The following is a 19,070-nucleotide window of genomic DNA, read 5'->3' as shown; positions in this document are numbered from 1 at the left end:
TTCTAACCTTCGCGGGTGAGCAGTGGAGACGACTTTTCGCAGCAGCCCACCAGCCTCCTGTCGGGCGTCGACGAGGATCGGTCGGACGACACGCCGCGCCAAGGTGGGCTCGGCCTCGGCCTGCTGATCCTGCGGCTGGCGCTCGGCGCGACCATGGGCGCGCACGGGCTGCAGCACCTGTTCGGCCTGTTCGGCGGGCCGGGCATCGGCGGGTTCGCGCGGGTGCTGGAGACGTACGGCTACCACAAGCAGACGACGCTGCTGTCGTGGATCACGGGCATCACCGAGCTGGGTGGCGGGGTGCTCCTGATCGTCGGGTTGTTCACGCCGCTGGCCGCGGCCGGGCTGCTCGGGGTGGCGGCCAATGCGGTGTACGCGAAGTTCCACGGCGGGTTCTTCGAGGGTTCGGGGCAGGGGTTCGAGTTCGAGCTGCTGCTGGCGGCTTCGGCGTTGAGCCTGCTGTTCACCGGGTCCGGGCCGATTTCGCTGGAGCGGAACACTCCGTGGCGGAAGCGGCCGTTGCCGCTGGGGCTGGTTTCGCTGCTGCTGGCCGCGGCGGCCGCCGTGGTGGTCATCGTTCTGACGAGGTAGGTCTGACGCGGTAGGGCTGGGGACAACCCCCGGTTTCACGCCCGAAACTGTCGGTGCTTGCCGGTAACGTTGAAACCGGGGGTCCCCCGGCGGCCTGGGCCGGATTTACTTGTTCACATCACGGACCGCACCGGTGTCCGCCGACGTCGCCATCCGGGCGTACGCGCGCAGGGCCGCCGTCACCGGGCGCTGGCGGTCCTTCGGCTGCCACGGCCGCTCCGACGCCTCCATCTTCGCGCGGCGCTCGGCCAGGATCGCGTCGTCCACCAGCAGTTCCAGCCGGCGCTCGTGGACGTCCAGGAGGATGCGGTCGCCGTTCTCCACCAGGCCGATGAGGCCGCCCGCCGCCGCCTCGGGGGAGATGTGGCCCACCGAAATGCCCGAGGAACCGCCCGAGAAACGGCCGTCCGTGATCAACGCGCACTTCTTGCCGAGGCCCGAGCCCTTGAGGAACGCCGTCGGGTGCAGCATCTCCTGCATGCCCGGGCCGCCCGCCGGACCCTCGTAGCGGATCACCAGGACCTCGCCCGGCTGGATCTCCTTCTTCAAGATCGCCGACACGGCTTCCTCCTGGCTCTCCAGGACCCGCGCCGGGCCCTCGAAGTGCCACAGGTCCTCGTCGATGCCCGCGGCCTTGATCACCGCGCCGTTCTCCGCGAGGTTGCCGCGCAGGATCGCCAGGCCGCCGTCCTTCGTGTACGCGTGCTCGACGTCGCGGATGCAGCCGCCCGCCGCGTCGGTGTCCAGGGACGACCAGCGGTTCTCGGTGGAAAACGCCTGCGTCGTGCGGACTCCGCCGGGTGCCGCGTGGAACAGCTCGACCGCCGTGGCGGACGGCGAAGCGGCCCGGATGTCCCAGGAAGCCAGCCACGACTCCAGATCCCGCGAGTGCACCGACCACACGTCGGCGTTGAGCAGGCCGCCGCGGTACAGCTCGCCGAGGATCGCCGGGATTCCGCCCGCCCGGTGGACGTCTTCCATGTGGTAGTCGGAGTTCGGCGCCACCTTCGACAGGCACGGCACGCGGCGGCCGATCGCGTCGATGTCCGCGATCGTGAAGTCGACCTCGCCCTCCTGGGCGGCCGCGAGGACGTGCAGGACCGTGTTCGTCGAACCGCCCATCGCCATGTCCAGCGCCATCGCGTTCTCGAACGCCGCCTTCGACGCGATCGAGCGCGGCAGGGCCGAGGCGTCGTCCTCCTCGTACCAGCGGCGGCACAGCTCGACGACCGTGCGCCCGGCCTCCTCGAACAGGGCGCGGCGCGCGGCGTGCGTCGCCAGCGTCGAGCCGTTGCCCGGCAGCGACAGACCCAGCGCTTCGGTGAGGCAGTTCATCGAGTTCGCGGTGAACATGCCGGAGCACGATCCGCACGTCGGGCAGGCCGAACGCTCGACGATGTCCAGGCCGTCCTCGTCGACCTCGGGGCTCGCCGACGCCGCGATCGCGGTGATCAGGTCGGTCGGGGCCTGCGCGACGCCGCCCACGACGACCGCCTTGCCGGCCTCCATCGGGCCGCCCGAGACGAACACCACCGGGATGTTCAGGCGCATCGCCGCGTTGAGCATGCCCGGGGTGATCTTGTCGCAGTTGGAGATGCACACCAGCGCGTCGGCCTGGTGCGCGTTGACCATGTACTCCACCGAGTCGGCGATGATCTCGCGCGAGGGCAGCGAGTAGAGCATGCCGGAGTGGCCCATGGCGATGCCGTCGTCGACGGCGATCGTGTGGAACTCGCGTGCGACGCCGCCGGCTTCCTTGACCGCGCCGGCGACGATCTCGCCGAGGTCCTTCAGGTGCACGTGGCCGGGCACGAACTGGGTGTAGGAGTTGGCGATCGCGACGATCGGCTTGCCGAAGTCGCTGTCGGTCATGCCCGTGGCGCGCCAGAGCGAGCGCGCGCCCGCCGCGTTGCGGCCGTGGGTGGTGGTCCGGGAACGGAGAGGCGGCACGGGAAACTCCCAGGTCAAAGGGTGGCCGGCGAAACTGGTAGGACCAATTTACTCGCTGGCCGAGTTCTCCGACGTCCCGGGCTTGATGTCCTCGGCCTGCAGCACCCCGCTCGGGTCCGCGACGAGCCCCTCGCTCACCAGTGACAGCACCGGCAGGTGCCGGGTGCGCACGGTCGGCAGCGGCACCTTCGTGTCGTCCTTCAGCACCGCCTGCACGCGCGACTTCCTGATCGCGAGGCCCTTCAACGCCGACCACGGGATGTCGCGGTGGCCGAACACCGTGCGGACGGCCAGCCCGGTGCGCGTCGCGACCGTGCGATGGCGGATCACGAACACCGCCAGCGCGATCGGGAAGATGTAGAGCCACTGCAGGTACGGGATCTCCCCGAGCGCGATCGGCGTTACGCAGAGCGTCAGGAGGGCGATCGCCATGAACGACGTGCGGGGGACGCGGAAGACGGCCTTCCGGCCTTCGTCCTGCTGTTTTTCGGCCACCCGGAAATGGTGCACCGCCCCGCGGACCGGCTCGGACCCGGGTCGCGCGGGGGTGACGCACGCCGCTGTCGTGTCCACGATGCGGACGCGCCATCCCGCAGAGTTGACACCCGCCCGACGTTCGGTCTAGCGTCATCGCCGTGACACCGCTGACCGGCCTCGTACTTCCCAAGCGCGTCGACGCTTAGGGAAGGCTTTCCGCTGCGTCGACGCGCGAACCCTCGTGCGACCTTACGGTCGGCGAGGGTTTTTTGTTGCCCAAGGGAAGAGATTCCCCGCCCCACCGCACCAATCGAGCTCAAAAAAGACCCGAACGAGTGACACCGAGACCCACGAGGCAGATCCGATGACCAGTGCGACGTCGCGCAGCGACGCGAAGCCCGGGCCGACGCCCGGAACGCCCGGAGCACGTCCGAAGCCGGCACCACCGGCGGGAACGCCGGTGCGCGTCACCGGCGCCCAGTCCCTCGTGCGCTCGCTCGAGGCGGTCGGCGCCGAGGTGGTCTTCGGGATCCCGGGCGGCACCATCCTGCCCGCCTACGACCCCCTGCTCGACTCGACGAAGGTCCGCCACATCCTGGTCCGCCACGAACAGGGCGCCGGCCACGCCGCCACCGGGTACGCGCAGGCCACCGGCAAGGTCGGCGTCTGCATGGCGACGTCGGGCCCGGGCGCGACCAACCTGGTCACCCCGCTCGCGGACGCGAACATGGACTCGGTCCCGGTCGTGGCCATCACCGGCCAGCAGTCCCGCGCGCTGATCGGCACCGACGCGTTCCAGGAAGCCGACATCTGCGGCATCACCATGCCGATCACCAAGCACAACTTCCTCGTCACGGACCCGGCGGACATCCCGCGGACCATCGCCGAGGCGTTCCACCTGGCGTCCACGGGCCGACCCGGCCCGGTGCTGGTGGACATCCCCAAGGACGTGCTGCAGGAGATGACCTCGTTCTCCTGGCCGACCGAGCTGCGGCTGCCGGGCTACCGCCCCACGCTGCGCCCGCACGGCAAGCAGGTCCGTGAAGCCGCGAAGCTGATCGCGAAGTCGCGGCGCCCGGTGCTCTACGTCGGCGGTGGCGTCATCAAGGCCGAGGCGCACGAGCAGCTGAAGCAGCTCGCCGAGCTGACGAACATCCCCGTCGTCACCACGCTGATGGCGCGCGGTGCGTTCCCCGACTCGCACCCGCAGCACCTCGGCATGCCGGGCATGCACGGCTCGGTCGCCGCCGTCGCCGCGATGCAGCGCGCCGACCTGCTGATCGCCCTCGGCGCCCGGTTCGACGACCGCGTCACCGGCCAGCTGGAGTCGTTCGCGCCGGACGCCGCGATCGTGCACGCCGACATCGACCCGGCCGAGATCTCCAAGAACCGCAAGGCCGACGTCCCGATCGTGGGCGACTGCAAGGAGATCATCGGCGAGCTGATCACCGCCGTGAAGGCGGAGTTCGACCACAGCGGGCAGCCCGACCTCGCCGACTGGTGGACCCAGGCCGACGACTGGCGCACCAACTACCCGGCCGGCTACGAGTGGCCCGACGACGGTTCGCTGTCGCCGCAGTACGTCATCGAGCGGATCGGGCAGCTCGTCGGCCCGGACGCGGTGTACGCCGCCGGTGTCGGCCAGCACCAGATGTGGGCCGCGCAGTTCGTCAAGTACGAGAACCCGCGTACCTGGATCAACTCCGGCGGCCTCGGCACCATGGGCTACGCGGTGCCCGCGGCGATGGGCGCGCAGTTCGGCGTCCCGGACAAGGCCGTGTGGGCGATCGACGGCGACGGCTGCTTCCAGATGACCAACCAGGAGCTGGCCACCTGCGCCATCGAAGGCGCGCCGATCAAGGTCGCCGTCATCAACAACGGCAACCTGGGCATGGTCCGGCAGTGGCAGAACCTCTTCTACTCGGAGCGCTACTCCAACACCGACCTCGGGACGCACAAGCACCGCATCCCGGACTTCGTCCTGCTGGCCGAGGCGCTGGGCTGCGCCGGCCTGCGGTGCGAGACCCGCGAGGACGTCGACGCCACCATCCGCCGCGCGATGGAGATCAACGACCGCCCCGTCGTGATCGACTTCGTGGTCGGGAAGGATGCCCAGGTGTGGCCGATGGTCGCGGCCGGCACCGGCAACGACGAGATCATGGCGGTCCGGGGCATCCGGCCGCTGTTCGACGACGACGAGGTTTCGGTGGAAGCAGCCGACTCCGCCGGGGAAGGCGAGCGCTGAGATGACCGTTCACACGCTGAGTGTCCTGGTCGAGAACAAGCCCGGTGTGCTCGCGCGCGTCTCCGGCCTGTTCTCCCGCCGCGGGTTCAACATCGAGTCCCTCGCCGTCGGGCCCACGGAAAACCCCGAGGTGTCCCGCATGACGATCGTGGTCGCCGTGGAAGAGCTACCGCTCGAACAGGTGACGAAGCAGCTCAACAAGCTGGTCAACGTGATCAAGATCGTCGAGCTGGAGCAGTCGACCGCCGTGCAGCGTGAACTGCTGCTCGTGAAGGTTCGCGCCGACAACACCGTGCGCAGCCAGGTCCTCGAAACCGTCCAGCTCTTCCGTGCGAAGGTGGTGGACGTGTCCCCGGAGGCGCTCACCGTCGAGGCGACCGGGACGTCGGACAAGATCGGTGCGCTGCTGCGGATGCTGGAGCCGTATGGCATCCGCGAACTCGTGCAGTCCGGCATGGTCGCGGTGGGTCGCGGCGCCCGTTCGATCACCGCTACATCACCGCGTTGAGAAGTAAGTCAGGAAAGGAAGCAGTACCCCCATGGCAGTGGAAATTTTCTACGACGACGACGCCGACCTCTCGATCATCCAGGGGCGCAAGGTCGCTGTCATCGGCTACGGCAGCCAGGGCCACGCCCACTCGCTGAGCCTGCGCGACTCCGGCGTCGACGTCCGCATCGGCCTGCCCGAGGGGTCCAAGTCGCGGGCGAAGGCCGAGGAGCAGGGCCTGCGCGTGCTCACCCCGGCCGAGGCGTCGGCCGAGGCCGACCTGATCATGATCCTGGCGCCGGACACCAAGCAGCGCCACATCTACGAGCAGGACATCGCGCCGAACCTCAACGACGGCGACGCGATCTTCTTCGGGCACGGCTTCAACATCCGCTACGACCTGATCAAGCCGCCGGCGAACGTCGACGTCGCGATGGTCGCCCCGAAGGGCCCGGGCCACCTGGTCCGCCGCCAGTTCGTCGACGGCAAGGGCGTCCCGGCGCTCATCGCCGTGGAGCAGGACGCCTCCGGCAATGCCCAGGCGCTCGCCCTCTCCTACGCGGCCGCCATCGGTGGCGCCCGCGCCGGCGTCATCAAGACGACGTTCACCGAGGAGACCGAGACCGACCTCTTCGGCGAGCAGGCCGTGCTCTGCGGTGGCGCGTCCGCGCTGGTGCAGACCGGTTTCGAGGTGCTCACCGAGGCCGGCTACGCCCCGGAGATCGCCTACTTCGAGGTGCTGCACGAGCTGAAGCTGATCGTCGACCTCATGTACGAGGGCGGCATCGCGCGCCAGCGCTACTCGATCTCCGACACCGCCGAGTACGGCGACCTGACCCGCGGCCCGCGCGTCATCTCGCCGGCGGTCAAGGAAGAGATGAAGAAGATCCTCGGCGAGATCCAGGACGGCACGTTCGCCCGCGAATGGGTCGCCGAGGACGAGGCCGGCCGGCCGAACTTCACCAAGCTCGAGGAGCAGGGCAACCAGCACCCGATCGAGGCGACCGGCAAGAAGCTGCGCGACCTGATGTCGTGGGTGGACCGGCCGATCACCGAGACCGCCTGACCATCTTTCGTGCCACGCCGAAGGGGACGCTCGCTGCCGGGCGTCCCCTTCGGGGTCTCGTTACGCTGGTCGCATGACCGATGACAAGGAGCACATCCGGCACCACCTCGACCTTGCCCGGGCCGAGTGGATCCGGGGTGAACCTGCGGGCGTCACCCTCGACGAGGTTGTCGAGTACGCCTTCGTGCCACACACCGACGGCGTCACCTACGTCGCGATGCGGAAGTCGACGGAACCCGGTGGGGTGGTCCTGGTCTTCACCCCGTCGGAATGGGACGCGTTCCTCAAGGGCGTCCACGACGGCGAGTTCGACCTGCCCGAGAACTAGAGTTTCGCGGCCAGGTCCGGGATCTGCCCGGTGTCGCCCGCGATGCCGAGGTAGTCGCCGTAGTCGCGGGATTCGACGATCAGGCCGCCCGAGATCCGCATGGCGAAGATGTTGGCGATCCGCACCGCATGGCCGCCGAAGTCGCCCTGGTAAGCGAACTCGCCGATCAGCACTTCGGGATCGATGCCCTGGTAGGTGACCAGGTCCGCGACGGCGAACCCCGGGTTCAGCGCCTTGCCCGCCGCGAAGTGCGCCCGCAACTCGTCGCGGGTGCGCAGCACGCCGGAGCCCGGCAGGAACGGGTGCGTGACGTGCGTTTCCTCGGCGTACAGCTCCGGCAGTTCGTCCCAGCGCCCGCCGGCGACGCCGTGCACGAGCCGCTCGAACACCGTGCCCGTGCCCTCCGGCGTGACCGGGGACAGTTCGCGCGGCGGCGCCTGCTCGTAGGCCTTGGCCAGCTGGTCGACGCCGTCGCGGATCACGGCCAGCCGCAGGTAGTCGTGGTAGTCGCGGGAATGGACGATCAGGCCGTCGCGGACGCGCAGGATCTGGATGTTGGCCGTCGGGATGGTCCGCCCGGTCGTCACCGATTCGGCGTCGTAGTCGTACTCGGCGACGATCACCTCGGGATCCGTCGTCTCGTGCACGACGACGTTCTTGCGCTTGAGCCGCAGGGTTCCGGCGAGGGCGCCGGTGAACCGTTCGTGGACCGTCGCGCGGCCGGTGATGCGGGTCGGCCGCGGCACGGCCTGGGGGTGTTCGACGACGGCGTCTTCGGCGTAGAGCGCGGAAAGCTCCTCCCATCTTCCTTCGCTGATGCCGTCGGACAGCGCGGCGAACACCTCGCGGGGTGTGGTCATGAGGTCCTCCCAGAGAGCAAACCGGAGTCAGTAGTCCGTCTCTGACGATACGGACTACTGACTCCGGTTGTCTAGCGGAGCAGGTCGCGCGCGGCCGGCTGCCCGCACACCTCCGCCCACTGCTCCGGGGTGCTGCCGAAGATCGCGTCCCGCGCGCCGGGGTCGGCGCCGTTTTCGGCGAGGACGCGGATGACGTCGAGGTGCCCGGACTGCGCCGCCAGGTGCAGGGCCGTGACGCCTTCGCCGTGGTTCGGGCCGCCGAACGTGCCGCGGAAGTTCACGTCGGCGCCGAGGTCGAGCAGCGTCCGGACGGCGTCGAGCTTGCCCGACGCCGCCGCCCACGCCAGCGCGGTGCCGCGGTAGACGTCGGCGTTCACGTCGGCGCCCCTCACGACGAGCATTCTCAGCGCGTCGGCGCGGTTGTTGCGCGCCGCCCAGGAGAGGGCTTCGTCCCGGACTTCGGCGGGGTCGTCCGTCGGCTGCCAGGGCGGGAAACCGCTGTGGGGACGGTAAAAGCCCCGGTGGTCGCCGCCGCGGCCCGACGTCAGGAGCTCGTCGAGGACGTCGAGGTCGCCGAGCCCGGCCGCGACCCGCAGGTTGCCCGGCGCGCGGCTGTGCTCGGCCAGCTTATCCGCGGCTTCACGGTGCCCCCAGAACAGGGCGACGACCAGGGGAGTGCCGCCGTCGCCGCGGGCGGAGACGGCGACCGGGGCGCCGTGTTCCAGGAGCAGGTCGAGCAGGAGCGGCAGGTTGCTGTAGGCGGCTTGGTGCAGAGGTGTCCAGCCGTGGACGTTGCCGCGGGCCGGGTCGGCGCCGTGGTCGAGGAGGATCCGGCTGAGCCGCTCGTCGTGCGTCGCACCGGCCATGCCGAGCAGGTCGTTGCCGTTGGTGCCGCGCGCGTCGACGAGTCCGGGGAACTCGCCCAGCAGTGCCTCGAGCCGCTCGGGATCACGGGCCTCGATCGCCCGGTACGCGCGGGCGAACGGCTCGCCACTGTCCACAAGGGACTTGACGTGGTCGCGGAGTGCCTTCCAGGAAGCGAAGCCGTGCTCGCGGGCGACGACCGCGCGGGCGCCGTCGCGGGTGAGCGGCTGGTGCCAGCGGTCGAACGGCTCCTTCGCGCCGGGCGTGTCGTCCTCGGCCGAAGCGAGCAGGCCGAGCGCGCGCTCGGCGTAGTAGCCGACGTCCTGGTGGTAGGGGTGCTGCAGGGTTTCCCCGTGTTCGGTGACGCGGCGGACGTACGCCTGGAGTTTCGGCCAGCTCGGGAAGCCGTGGTCCCGGGCGATCCGGAACTGCGCTTCGGCGAGTTTGACGTTCTCGGTGCGAGCGAGTTCTTTCGCGCGCTTGCGGAGCTGGTCCAGGCTGGGTTTCGCGGGCAGCGTGCCCATGGTGCCTCCTTCCCTCGTCGCCCGTGGTCCGCCGGCACCGGGCAGGAAAGAAGGTGCGGAGCTGGTGGTGCGGTGAAGCGAGGGTGGGCTCGGCCCTTTCCGCGGACGGGACGCGGCCCCTGCCGCGCCCCGCCAGCGTACCCCGGCCTGAAGGAAGGTCCTCACCCGTGATTGGAGCGTCGACTCGCGTGATTGGAGGGTCGACTCGCGTGATTGGACTCCTCGCCGTGTCGTCGCTTTGATCACGCGAGTCGGCTTCCTGATCACGCGAGTCGACTCTTCGCTCACGGGCGGAGGTCGGCCAGGAGGCGGTAAGACTTGGGGGTGCGGGCCAGGACCTGGACGCAGACGTGGTCGGCGCCCGCGTCGAGGTGGGCTTGGATCCGGGCCGCGGCCGCCTGCTCGCCGGTCGCGACGATGGCGTCGACCAGGCGGTCGCTGCCGCCGTCGGCGAGGTCGTCGTCGGTGAAGCCGAGGCGGCGCAGGTTCGCCTGGTGGTGCGGGGCTTGCCGGACGTACAGGTCGGCGTGCTCCCGTGCCGCTTCGCGGGCGGCCTCCGGCGAGGCGTCGAGGATCACCGCCTGCTCGACCGCCAGGTACTTGCCCGGGCCGAGCCGCTCCCGCGCGACCGCCGTGTGCTCCGGCGGGACGAAGTACGGGTGCGCCCCGTCGGTGCGCTCGGCCGCCAGATCCAGAACGCGGGGACCGAGCGCCGCGAGCAGCCGCCGGGGCCGCGGCGACGGCGGTGGCAGGCCCGGCAGCTCGGCCTCGTCCATCCCGTCCAGGTATTCGCGGATTGCGCCGAGAGGCCGCGCGCCCGGGAAGTGGCCGCCGAGGCCGGCGACGAACCGGCCCGGGTAGGCCTCGCCGAGCGCCCGGATCGCCGCCTCCGCGGTGATCGGCGCGCGGCGGTCGAACCGCGCGATCCCGGTGGCCACCGTCAGCTTCGACGTCGCCGCCAGGATCAGCGCCGCCTGCGTGAACGCGTCCCGGCCGGCGTACTCGCCGAACCAGATCGCGTCGAAGCCGAGTTCCTCCACCTCGGCGGCCGTTTCGCGGAGCGCGCCGATCGGGGCGCCGTCGAAGAACCGCCAGATCCCGACGCTCATCGGGTCACCTCCGGAGCCAGCTCGAGCAGGGTTTCCACAGTGGACTCGAACGCGGGTGCGGACGGCGTCAGCAGCACGTGGTCCGCGCCCGCGTCGAGGAGTTCGCCGAGGCGTTTCGCGATGGTCGCGGCGTCACCCCAGAGCACGAGGTCGTCGACGAACCGGTCGCTCGGCCCGGCGATGTCGGCGTCGGTGTAGCCGAGCCGCTTCCAGCCCGCGAGGTAAACGGTGACGGAGTACTCCCGCGACTGCGCCACCCGGCGCCGGACACTCTCTCGAGCGTCCTCGCGGCTGCCGAGCAGCACGGTCTGCTGCGGGATCAGCAGCTTGTCCGGCCCGAGGATTTCCCGGGCGTACGGCGTGTGCGAGACCGGCTGGGCGAACGGGTGCGCGCCGTCCGCGTGGTCGCGGGAGAGGGCCAGCATCTTCGGCCCGACGGCGGCCAGCACCCGGGGAAATGCCACCGGCGCCGGGTTTTCGGCGGCCGCGGTGTCCATTTCGGACAGGTAAGCCCGCATCCGGTCGAGCGGCCGGTACTCCTCGCCGAGTTTCGCGGCCTGGAACGAGTGCCCGACGCCGACGCCGAGCACGAACCGGCCCGGGTGAGCCTGGGCGAGCGTCGCCCCACCCTTGTACGCGGTCGTCCCGCGCCGCAGCCAGGTGTTCGCGATGCCGGTACCGAGCACGACGTCCGGCACCGTGGCCAGGAGGTCGCCGAAGTGGGCGAACACCTCCCGGGTGCCGGGTCCTTCGCCGCTCCAGACCGAGCGGTAGCCGGCGTCGGCGAGCCGGCGCGTCGCCGCGCGCTCGACGTCCGGGGGTGGGGCCAGTGGGGCGCTCGGCAGCCAGGCGCCGATGGCGCCGAGCCGGGTCCGCGTGTCGTCGATCAGGGTCATCCTCGAGTCCCTCCAGTAAGCTGAGGCTGCCTCCGGTTAATATACGGAGGCAGCCTCCGATTGGCTACCCGGTAGGGTCGGGAGTGCGATGACCGACGTCAAACCGATGCGCGCGGACGCCCGCCGCAACTACGAGCGCCTCCTCGAAGAAGCGCAACGCGCCTTCGCCGAACACGGCGTCGACGCGTCCCTGGAAGACATCGCGCGCCGCGCCGGGGTGGGCATCGGCACGCTCTACCGGCATTTCCCGACCCGGGACGCGCTGCTCGAGACGTTGCTCCGCGCCCGGTTCGACGCCCAGGCCGAGCGGGCCCGCGAACTGCTCGTCCACCCGGAGCCGCTGAACGCCCTGCACTCGTGGCTCGCCGGGCTCGGGGACGCCACCGGCACCTTCCGCGGTCTGGTCGAGCTCACCGCCGACGCGCTGAACGACGAATCGTCCCGGTTGTACGAGTCGTGCCACGCAATGCGCGGCGTCGGTTCCCAGCTAGTGGAACGTGCGAAGCGTGCGGGCGAACTCCGCGGGGACGTCACGGCCGAAGAACTGCTTCTGTTGCTGCACGCGGCATCCTGGGCGGGTGGGCACCTGCCCGGTGAAGGGGGCATGCAGCGGCTGCTGGCTCTTGTTTTCGAGGGATTGCGGGCGAGTTAACACCAGACGACGCCACAGGTCCGGCGCGCGCGTTAAACTCCGGCTCGACCGGGGCACAACGACGTGCTTTGACCGTTTGTCGACACAGAGCGTCCTGGAAGTGACCAGATAGTGGGAGCCGTATCGTGAGCAAGCCCAGCAAGCCCGTCGTCCTCATCGCGGAAAAGCTCGCCCCCTCCGTTCTGAGCGTCTTCGGTGACGAGGTGGAGGTCCGGCACGTCGACGGCACGGACCGGTCCGCGCTGCTCGAGGCGGTGAAGAGCGCCGACGCGCTGCTGGTCCGCTCCGCCACCAAGGTCGACGCCGAGGTCTTCGCGGCCACCACGCAGCTCAAGGTCGTCGCCCGGGCCGGCGTCGGCCTCGACAACGTCGAGGTGCCCGCCGCGACCGAGCGCGGCGTCCTGGTCGTCAACGCGCCGACGTCGAACATCGTCTCCGCCGCCGAGCACGCCGTCGCCCTGCTGCTGTCGGTCGCGCGCCGGATCCCGGCCGCCGACCAGAGCCTCCGCGGCGGCGAGTGGAAGCGCAGCTCGTTCTCCGGCGTCGAACTGCAGGGCAAGACCGTCGGTGTGGTCGGCCTCGGCAAGATCGGCCAGCTGTTCGCCCAGCGCCTCGCCGCCTTCGACACGCACCTCATCGCCTACGACCCCTACGTCTCGGCCGCCCGCGCCGCGCAGCTGGGCATCGAGCTCGTCACCCTCGACGAGCTGCTGACCCGCGCCGACGCCATCTCCATCCACCTGCCGAAGACCCCGGAAACCAAGGGCCTCATCGACGCCGAGGCGCTGAAGAAGACCAAGCCGGGCGTCATCATCGTCAACGCCGCCCGTGGCGGGCTCATCGTCGAAGAGGATCTGGCCGACGCGCTGCGCTCGGGCCACGTCGGTGGCGCCGGCGTCGACGTCTTCGTCACCGAGCCGACCACGTCGAGCCCGCTGTTCAACCTGGAGAACGTCGTCGTGACGCCGCACCTGGGCGCCTCCACGGCCGAGGCGCAGGACCGCGCGGGCACCGACGTCGCGAAGTCGGTGCTGCTGGCCCTGCGCGGCGACTTCGTGCCGGACGCGGTGAACGTCTCCGGCGGCGGCGCGGTCGGCGAGCACGTCCGCCCGTACCTGTCGCTGGTCCAGAAGCTGGGCCAGCTGCTGACGGCGCTCAACCCGACGTCGCCGACGTCGGTGACCGTGCAGGTCAAGGGCGAGATCTCCAGCGAGGACACCGGCGTGCTGCAGCTGGCGGCGCTGCGCGGGGTGTTCACCGGCGTGGTCGAGGACCAGGTCACCTTCGTCAACGCGCCGCAGCTGGCGCAGAAGCTGGGCGTGCAGGTCGAGCTGGAGACCGAGCCGGAGAGCCCCAAGTTCCGCAGCCTGGTCACCGTGCGCGCGGTGCACGCCGACGGCGCGGTGCTGACCGTGTCCGGTTCGGTGACCGGCCTGGACGAGGTCGAGAAGCTGGTCGAGGTCAACGGCCGCGGCTTCGACCTGCGGGCCGAGGGCACCGTGCTGCTGGTCGAGTACCCGGACCGGCCGGGCGTGATGGGCCGGGTCGGCACGCTGCTCGGCGAGGCCGGCATCAACATCGAGGCCGCCCAGATCAGCCAGACCACGGACGGCTCGGACGCGGTGATGCTGCTGCGCGTCGACCGCCACATCGACGCGCACCTGCTGGAGCCGATCGGCGCCTCGGTCGGGGCGCACACGATCCGTGCTGTCGATTTCAACTGACGTAACACTTTCGAAGGCCCCCTGTCACCCGGCAGGGGGCCTTCGTGCGCAATCACAACTACATAACGGAGTCCTTTGCCTACGTAAGTAGGTGTTTTGGGGCATTAGGTTCTCCCCGCGAGGTCGAACCACGCGTCGTCGAGGGCATGACGCTGCGCCGCGCTTCACCGTCGGGGGTGTCAGGAGCGGCAGGCAGGTTCGGGTCCAGACCTCGAGTAAGGGGCCGACTCATGAGCAGATCCCGCCTCCCCGCGCGCGCCACGACGGCGGCCTTCGCCGTCGTTTTGGCGGCCGCGCTCGGGGCGCCGGTCGCGAGCGCAGCCGATGCGCCGCTCGCCGACGGCGTCGCACCCGCCAAGATCGACGACGCGAAGCTGCAGGGAAAGCTGTCGCCGCGTCTGGGGGCCGCGCAGGGCCGGGTCACCGCGTTCGTCGAGCTGGCCAAGAAGCCGGCCGTCGACGCGTTCACGGCCGCGGAGCCGCAGGGCAAGGAACAGGCCAAGCGGGCCGCCAAGGCCGCCAAGGCCGACACCGCCGCCGCGGTGGACTCGGTCGTCGGCCAGCTGCGCGCCGCCGACGCCAAGCCGCAGGTCGTCACCCAGACCGCCAACGCCGTTCCCGGCGTGGTCGTCACCGCCGACGCCGCGAAGCTGCGTGAGGTCGCGAAGCGGGCCGACGTCGTCGCGATCCGCACGGTCGTGCCGAAGAGCCGCACCAACGCCAGCGCCGAGCAGCTGACCAACACCCTCGCGGCGTGGCAGCAGACCGGCAAGTTCGGCGACGGCGTCCGCGTCGGCGTCATCGACGACGGCATCGACTACACCCACGCCGACTTCGGTGGCCCCGGCACGCAGGCCGCCTACAAGAGCGTCGATTCCACCAAGCCGACCCCGCTCTTCCCGAGCGCCAAGGTCGTCGGCGGCACCGACCTCGTCGGCGACGACTACGACGCCGCGACGGCCGGCAAGACCACCCCGAAGCCGGACCCGAACCCGCTGGCCTGCGGCGAGCACGGCACGCACGTCGCCGGCACCATCGGCGGCTTCGGCATCACCGCCGACGGCAAGACCTTCAAGGGCGACTACAAGAAGCTGGACGCCAAGAAGGTCGACGCGATGCAGATCGGCCCGGGCACGGCGCCGAAGTCGCTCCTCTACGCCATCAAGGTGTTCGGCTGCACGGGCTCGACGAACGTCACCTCGCAGGCGCTGGACTGGGCGCTCGACCCGGACGGCGACGGCGACTTCACCGACCACCTCGACATCGTCAACCTCTCGCTCGGCTCCGACTTCGGCGCGCCGGACGACCCGGACTCGCTGTTCGTGCGCAAGCTCGCCGCGAACAACGTGCTGCCGGTGATCTCCGCGGGCAACGGCGGCGACATCAACGACATCGCCGGCTCCCCGGGCAACACCCCCGAGGCGCTCACCGTCGCCAGCACGCGCGACGCGGGCATCCTGCGCGACGCCGCCGAGGTCAAGGCCCCGACGACGGCCGCGGGCCAGAAGACCGGCCAGTACAGCCAGAACTACACCGGCTACGACACGCTGAACCTGACCGCGCCGGTCGTCGCCCTGTCGGCGGCGAACGCCGCGGGCTGCGCGCCGTACTCCGCCGGCGACAAGGCGAAGGCGGCGGGCAAGTTCGTCTGGCTGGAGTGGGACGACAACGACTCGACCCGCGCCTGCGGTTCGGCCGCCCGTTCCAACAACGCGCAGGCCGCCGGGGCGAAGGGTGCGCTCCTCTCGTCCACTTTGGAGCACTTCAGCGCGGGCATCGCGGGCAACGCGGCCATCCCGGTCTTCCAGTTCACCGGGTCCGCCACGAAGACGCTGCGCGCGGCGCTGACCGCGGGCACGCTGCAGGTCCGGCTCTTCGGCACCGGCCGCGCGTCGATCCAGACCTACGACAAGACGATCGTGGACACCCCGAGCTCGTTCACCTCGCGCGGCACCCGCGGCCCGGCCCTCAAGCCGGACGTGGCCGCCCCCGGTGACACGATCACCTCGGCGTTCCGCGGCAGCGGCAACGGCCGGACCGTGCTCTCGGGCACGTCGATGGCCGCCCCGCACACTGCGGGCATCACCGCGCTGATCCGCCAGTCGCACCCCGACTGGTCGGTCGAGGAGGTCAAGGCGTCGGTGATCGACACCGCCGGCCACGACGTCTCCGACGGCGCGGGCCACACCTACGCGCCGCAGCGCGTCGGCAGCGGCCGGATCGACGCGAAGGCCGCGCTGGACAACCAGGTGCTCGCCTACGTCGTCGACGACCCGGGCGCGGTCAGCGTCAGCTTCGGCACGGTCGAGGCGTCCGGTCCGGTGACGCTGTCGAAGACGATCAAGCTGGTCAACAAGGGCGTCACGCCGGCCGAGTACTCGGTCGCCTACCAGGCGGTCAACGCGCTGCCGGGTGTCGAGTACACAGTGGACAAGCCGTCGGTGAAGCTGACCCCGCGCGGCACCGCCAAGGTGAAGGTGACGCTGAAGATCACCGACCCCAAGGCGCTGCGCAAGGTCATGGACCCGACCATGCAGGCCACCCAGGCCGGCCTGGCCCGGCAGTTCGTCGCGGACGCCTCCGGGCGCGTCGCCTTCACCCCGGTCAGCGGGGCCAAGGTGCCGCTGCGGGTGTCGGTCTACGCCGCGCCGAAGCCGGTGTCGACGATTTCGACGCCGCCGTCGGTGAAGTTCACCCCGGACGCCACCCAGGCCGTGCTCAACCTGACCGGCAAGGGCGTCGACCAGGGCAGCGGCGCGCAGCGGTACCGCTCGCTGATCAGCGTGCTCGAGCTGCAGGCGGAGTCCCCGCAGCTGCCCGAGTGCGACGCGGACGTGGTCACCGACTGCACGCTGAACAAGACGGCCAAGGGCGGCGACCTCCGCTACATCGGCGCGGCTTCGACCGCTCCGCTGGCGAAGGCCCAGGGTGAGCCGGAGAACGCGATCCTCGCTTTCGGCCTGTCCACCTGGGGTGACTGGGCGAACATCGGCAGCAACACTTCGCCGTTCGTCGACATCGACACCACCGGGGACGGGCAGCCGGACTTCGAGACCTACGTGACCAAGGCGACGTCGACCGACGTCCTCCTGGCCAACACGGTCGCGCTGACCCCGGGCTTCCCGACCGTCGACGTCCAGGCGGTCAACGGGCAGCTCGGCGACGTCGACACCAACGTGTTCGACACGAACGTGCTCACGCTGCCGGTTTCGCTGGCCGCGCTGGGCATCGACGCGAACGCCGAGTCCCACCGGATCTCCTACACGGTGGGCGTCAGCGGCTTCTACGTCGCGCCGGGCACCACGAACGGGCTGATCGACTACGTCGGCACGCCGCTGTCGTTCGACGCGCTCGCACCGGGCTACGCGGTGCAGGGCGGCGGCGATGCCGCGCTGGGCTACGTCGCGAAGCCGGGGACGGCGCTGGTCGTGACCCGGAACGCGGCGTCGGTCGCGGCCGACAACGCCCTTGGGCTGCTGGCCATCGAGCACCACAACGCCGCGGGCAACCGGGCGAACGTGGTCAAGGTGGACGCTTCGCAGGGCGCCCGGCCGGGGAACGAGCGTCAGCCGATCGGGGCTGGTCACCGCTAGTCCGCGGCAAGATCGATTTGTGCAGGAACAGGGGCGTCTCCGGCGGATTTCCGCCGGGGGCGCCCCGCTTGCGTTCACCCGATTGGGTGTCTCACCTCGTGGGAGGATGCGGCATAAGGGTGGTGCGGCTACGGCGGTTTGTCTACGGCCGGTAACCTTCCGGCTGCTGGCGTTTTGTTGCGGTGGGCCATCGGTGCGCCGGTGGTCCGGTCGACGGAGGTGTGTGGATGCGGCTCGCGGTGATCCCAGGAGACGGGATCGGGCCCGAGGTGGTCTCCGAGGCGCTGAAGGTGCTCGGCGAAGTAGTACCGACGGCGGAGATCACGAACTACGACCTCGGCGCCGCGCGATGGCACTCGACCGGCGAGCTGCTCCCGGAGTCGGTCCTCGGCGAGCTCCGCCAGCACGACGCGATCCTGCTGGGCGCGGTCGGCGACCCGTCGGTGCCGAGCGGGATCCTGGAGCGCGGCCTGCTGCTGCGCCTGCGGTTCGAGATGGACCACCACGTCAACCTGCGCCCGGCGCGGCTCTACCCGGGTGTCCGGGGGCCGCTGGCGGACGCGGGCGACGTCGACATGGTCGTCGTGCGCGAAGGCACCGAAGGCCCGTACGCGGGTACCGGCGGCCTGATCCGCAAGGACACCGAGCACGAAATCGCGACGGAGGTCAGCGTCAACACGGCGTTCGGCGTCCGGCGCGTGGTGGCGGACGCGTTCAGCCGCGCCGAGGCCCGGCCGCGCAAGCACCTGACGCTGGTGCACAAGACCAACGTGCTCTCGTTCGCCGGGTCGCTGTGGTCGCGGATCGTCGAAGAGGTCTCGCTGGAGCACCCGGACGTGACGGTCGCGTATTCGCATGTGGACGCAGCGACCATCCACCTGGTGACGGACCCGTCCCGGTTCGACGTGATCGTGACGGACAACCTGTTCGGCGACATCATCACCGACCTCGCGGCCGCGGTGACGGGCGGAATCGGCCTCGCGGCCAGCGGCAACCTGGACATGACCCGCCGCAACCCGAGCATGTTCGAGCCGGTCCACGGTTCGGCGCCGGACATCGCGGGCCAGGGACTGGCCGACCCGACGGCGGCGGTCCTGTCGGTGGCGCTGCTGCTGGACCACCTGGGGCAGAAGGAATCGGCGCGGCGGATCGAGGCGTCGGTGGCGTTCGACCTGGCCACGCGGGACCAGGCTTCGCCGGGAGCCACGCAGGCGATCGGGGACCGGCTGGCGGCCCTGGTTTCGTCGAACGTGCGCACCGGCTGATTCTTGTTTCGGGAAGCCCCGCGCCCTGGTTTGGGGTGCGGGGCTTTTTCGTGCTTGCGGGTGGGTGCTCACCTCAGCCCTCTGCCGCACACCGTCGGCGGCCGGTTGTCCACAGCGCCGCCATGGTGTGGACAAGCCGGCTGCCGAACGGATTTCCGGCCGGTTTTGGTCGGTCTGCGCCGATACGCTGGACCCGGGGGGCGCCCCCGCGGGGTGGCCAGGGTTTCGGCAAAGTCGAGGGGGCGGGTCCGAAGGGGGCGGTTTCGGTGGCGCTGGTGTGGCCGCGGTGTCTTGAATGAGTCATTCAGGGCTTCGGACCCGGATCCACCGGTGAATGTGCTGGCCGGGGGTATGTCGTAAACGGGCAGATGCCCTCTGACCTGGGATGATTGTTCTTGTCTAGGGAACAAACAGACCTTAAGTGAGAGGGCATCTGCTG

The 19,070-nt window shown here is 70.5% G+C and carries 15 protein-coding genes; 9 read left to right on the top strand and 6 right to left on the bottom strand.

Annotated elements, in window-relative coordinates; all coding sequences use genetic code 11:
- The first annotated feature begins 15 nt into the window (after nt 1–15).
- Nucleotides 16–591 carry a DoxX family protein gene (locus ACLJQF_RS42115; protein WP_410615910.1) on the top strand — a complete coding sequence of 192 codons (576 nt, stop codon included), beginning with the start codon at nt 16–18 and terminating at the stop codon, nt 589–591.
- Nucleotides 592–696: 105 nt separating this feature from the next.
- Here the strand turns inward: ACLJQF_RS42115 and ilvD are convergent, their stop codons facing one another.
- Both ilvD and ACLJQF_RS42105 read right to left on the bottom strand, forming a co-directional pair.
- Nucleotides 697–2,541: a dihydroxy-acid dehydratase gene (ilvD, locus tag ACLJQF_RS42110; RefSeq protein WP_410615909.1), complete on the bottom strand. Its 1,845-nt coding sequence runs from the start codon at nt 2,539–2,541 to the stop codon at nt 697–699.
- Nucleotides 2,542–2,589: 48 nt separating this feature from the next.
- The gene (locus ACLJQF_RS42105; RefSeq protein WP_410615908.1) at nt 2,590–3,036 is read right to left on the bottom strand and encodes a PH domain-containing protein; all 447 of its coding nucleotides are present in this window, start codon (nt 3,034–3,036) and stop codon (nt 2,590–2,592) included.
- A gap of 346 nt (nt 3,037–3,382) precedes the next feature.
- Between ACLJQF_RS42105 and ACLJQF_RS42100 the strand changes: the two genes are divergently transcribed.
- The 4 genes from ACLJQF_RS42100 (at nt 3,383) to ACLJQF_RS42085 (ending at nt 7,144) form a co-directional block, all read left to right on the top strand.
- Complete coding sequence (locus tag ACLJQF_RS42100) at nt 3,383–5,263, top strand: acetolactate synthase large subunit (protein WP_410615907.1); 1,881 nt, start codon at nt 3,383–3,385, stop codon at nt 5,261–5,263.
- A 1-nt stretch (nt 5,264) separates the two neighbouring features.
- On the top strand, nt 5,265–5,771 hold the full coding sequence (gene ilvN, locus ACLJQF_RS42095; RefSeq protein WP_086842284.1) for an acetolactate synthase small subunit: 507 nt from the start codon (nt 5,265–5,267) through the stop codon (nt 5,769–5,771).
- A gap of 31 nt (nt 5,772–5,802) precedes the next feature.
- Complete coding sequence (gene ilvC / locus ACLJQF_RS42090; RefSeq protein ID WP_410615906.1) at nt 5,803–6,816, top strand: ketol-acid reductoisomerase; 1,014 nt, start codon at nt 5,803–5,805, stop codon at nt 6,814–6,816.
- Nucleotides 6,817–6,889: 73 nt separating this feature from the next.
- Entirely contained in the window at nt 6,890–7,144 is a 255-nt protein-coding gene (locus tag ACLJQF_RS42085; protein ID WP_410615905.1) for a DUF397 domain-containing protein, read from the top strand.
- On the opposite strand, the gene ACLJQF_RS42080 is transcribed toward ACLJQF_RS42085, so the two are convergent.
- The 4 genes from ACLJQF_RS42080 to ACLJQF_RS42065 form a co-directional block, all read right to left on the bottom strand.
- Nucleotides 7,141–8,004 (bottom strand): nuclear transport factor 2 family protein, encoded by an 864-nt coding sequence (locus tag ACLJQF_RS42080; RefSeq protein ID WP_410615904.1) that lies wholly within the window; start codon nt 8,002–8,004, stop codon nt 7,141–7,143. The two genes, ACLJQF_RS42085 and ACLJQF_RS42080, sit on opposite strands and share 4 nt — an antisense overlap.
- Before the next feature lie 71 nt (nt 8,005–8,075).
- Nucleotides 8,076–9,392 (bottom strand): ankyrin repeat domain-containing protein, encoded by a 1,317-nt coding sequence (locus tag ACLJQF_RS42075; protein WP_410615903.1) that lies wholly within the window; start codon nt 9,390–9,392, stop codon nt 8,076–8,078.
- Between the two features lie 284 nt (nt 9,393–9,676).
- Nucleotides 9,677–10,501, bottom strand: coding sequence for a TIGR03620 family F420-dependent LLM class oxidoreductase (locus tag ACLJQF_RS42070; protein WP_410615902.1), 825 nt, complete (start codon nt 10,499–10,501; stop codon nt 9,677–9,679).
- Nucleotides 10,498–11,397, bottom strand: a complete 900-nt coding sequence (locus ACLJQF_RS42065) for a TIGR03620 family F420-dependent LLM class oxidoreductase (RefSeq protein WP_410615901.1) — start codon at nt 11,395–11,397, stop codon at nt 10,498–10,500. Before ACLJQF_RS42065 ends, ACLJQF_RS42070 begins: the two co-directional genes overlap by 4 nt.
- Before the next feature lie 88 nt (nt 11,398–11,485).
- Between ACLJQF_RS42065 and ACLJQF_RS42060 the strand changes: the two genes are divergently transcribed.
- The 4 genes from ACLJQF_RS42060 (at nt 11,486) to ACLJQF_RS42045 (ending at nt 18,631) form a co-directional block, all read left to right on the top strand.
- A complete protein-coding gene (locus ACLJQF_RS42060) occupies nt 11,486–12,049 on the top strand; it encodes a TetR/AcrR family transcriptional regulator (protein ID WP_410615900.1) in 564 nt (187 codons plus the stop codon).
- Nucleotides 12,050–12,174: 125 nt separating this feature from the next.
- Nucleotides 12,175–13,773, top strand: a complete 1,599-nt coding sequence (gene serA, locus ACLJQF_RS42055; RefSeq protein WP_410615899.1) for a phosphoglycerate dehydrogenase — start codon at nt 12,175–12,177, stop codon at nt 13,771–13,773.
- Nucleotides 13,774–14,003: 230 nt separating this feature from the next.
- On the top strand, nt 14,004–17,366 hold the full coding sequence (locus ACLJQF_RS42050; protein ID WP_410615898.1) for a S8 family serine peptidase: 3,363 nt from the start codon (nt 14,004–14,006) through the stop codon (nt 17,364–17,366).
- Nucleotides 17,367–17,593: 227 nt separating this feature from the next.
- The gene (locus ACLJQF_RS42045) at nt 17,594–18,631 is read left to right on the top strand and encodes a 3-isopropylmalate dehydrogenase (protein WP_410615897.1); all 1,038 of its coding nucleotides are present in this window, start codon (nt 17,594–17,596) and stop codon (nt 18,629–18,631) included.
- Nucleotides 18,632–19,070: the final 439 nt, after the last annotated feature.

This window comes from Amycolatopsis sp. lyj-109 (assembly GCF_046548995.1).
GTDB lineage: Bacteria > Actinomycetota > Actinomycetes > Mycobacteriales > Pseudonocardiaceae > Amycolatopsis.
This window is presented reverse-complemented; position numbering and strand designations above follow the sequence as displayed.

Excerpts from the sequence above, each read along its gene's own strand:
- ACLJQF_RS42085 (WP_410615905.1), top strand. The coding sequence starts at position 6,890 with ATGACCGATGACAAGGAGCACATCCGGCACCACCTCGACCTTGCCCGG.
- ilvC (WP_410615906.1), top strand. The coding sequence starts at position 5,803 with ATGGCAGTGGAAATTTTCTACGACGACGACGCCGACCTCTCGATCATC.
- ACLJQF_RS42100 (WP_410615907.1), top strand. The coding sequence starts at position 3,383 with ATGACCAGTGCGACGTCGCGCAGCGACGCGAAGCCCGGGCCGACGCCC.
- ACLJQF_RS42045 (WP_410615897.1), top strand. The coding sequence starts at position 17,594 with ATGCGGCTCGCGGTGATCCCAGGAGACGGGATCGGGCCCGAGGTGGTC.
- ACLJQF_RS42070 (WP_410615902.1), bottom strand. The coding sequence starts at position 10,501 with ATGAGCGTCGGGATCTGGCGGTTCTTCGACGGCGCCCCGATCGGCGCG.
- ACLJQF_RS42060 (WP_410615900.1), top strand. The coding sequence starts at position 11,486 with ATGACCGACGTCAAACCGATGCGCGCGGACGCCCGCCGCAACTACGAG.
- ACLJQF_RS42050 (WP_410615898.1), top strand. The coding sequence starts at position 14,004 with ATGAGCAGATCCCGCCTCCCCGCGCGCGCCACGACGGCGGCCTTCGCC.
- ilvN (WP_086842284.1), top strand. The coding sequence starts at position 5,265 with ATGACCGTTCACACGCTGAGTGTCCTGGTCGAGAACAAGCCCGGTGTG.
- ACLJQF_RS42075 (WP_410615903.1), bottom strand. The coding sequence starts at position 9,392 with ATGGGCACGCTGCCCGCGAAACCCAGCCTGGACCAGCTCCGCAAGCGC.
- ACLJQF_RS42080 (WP_410615904.1), bottom strand. The coding sequence starts at position 8,004 with ATGACCACACCCCGCGAGGTGTTCGCCGCGCTGTCCGACGGCATCAGC.
- ACLJQF_RS42065 (WP_410615901.1), bottom strand. The coding sequence starts at position 11,397 with ATGACCCTGATCGACGACACGCGGACCCGGCTCGGCGCCATCGGCGCC.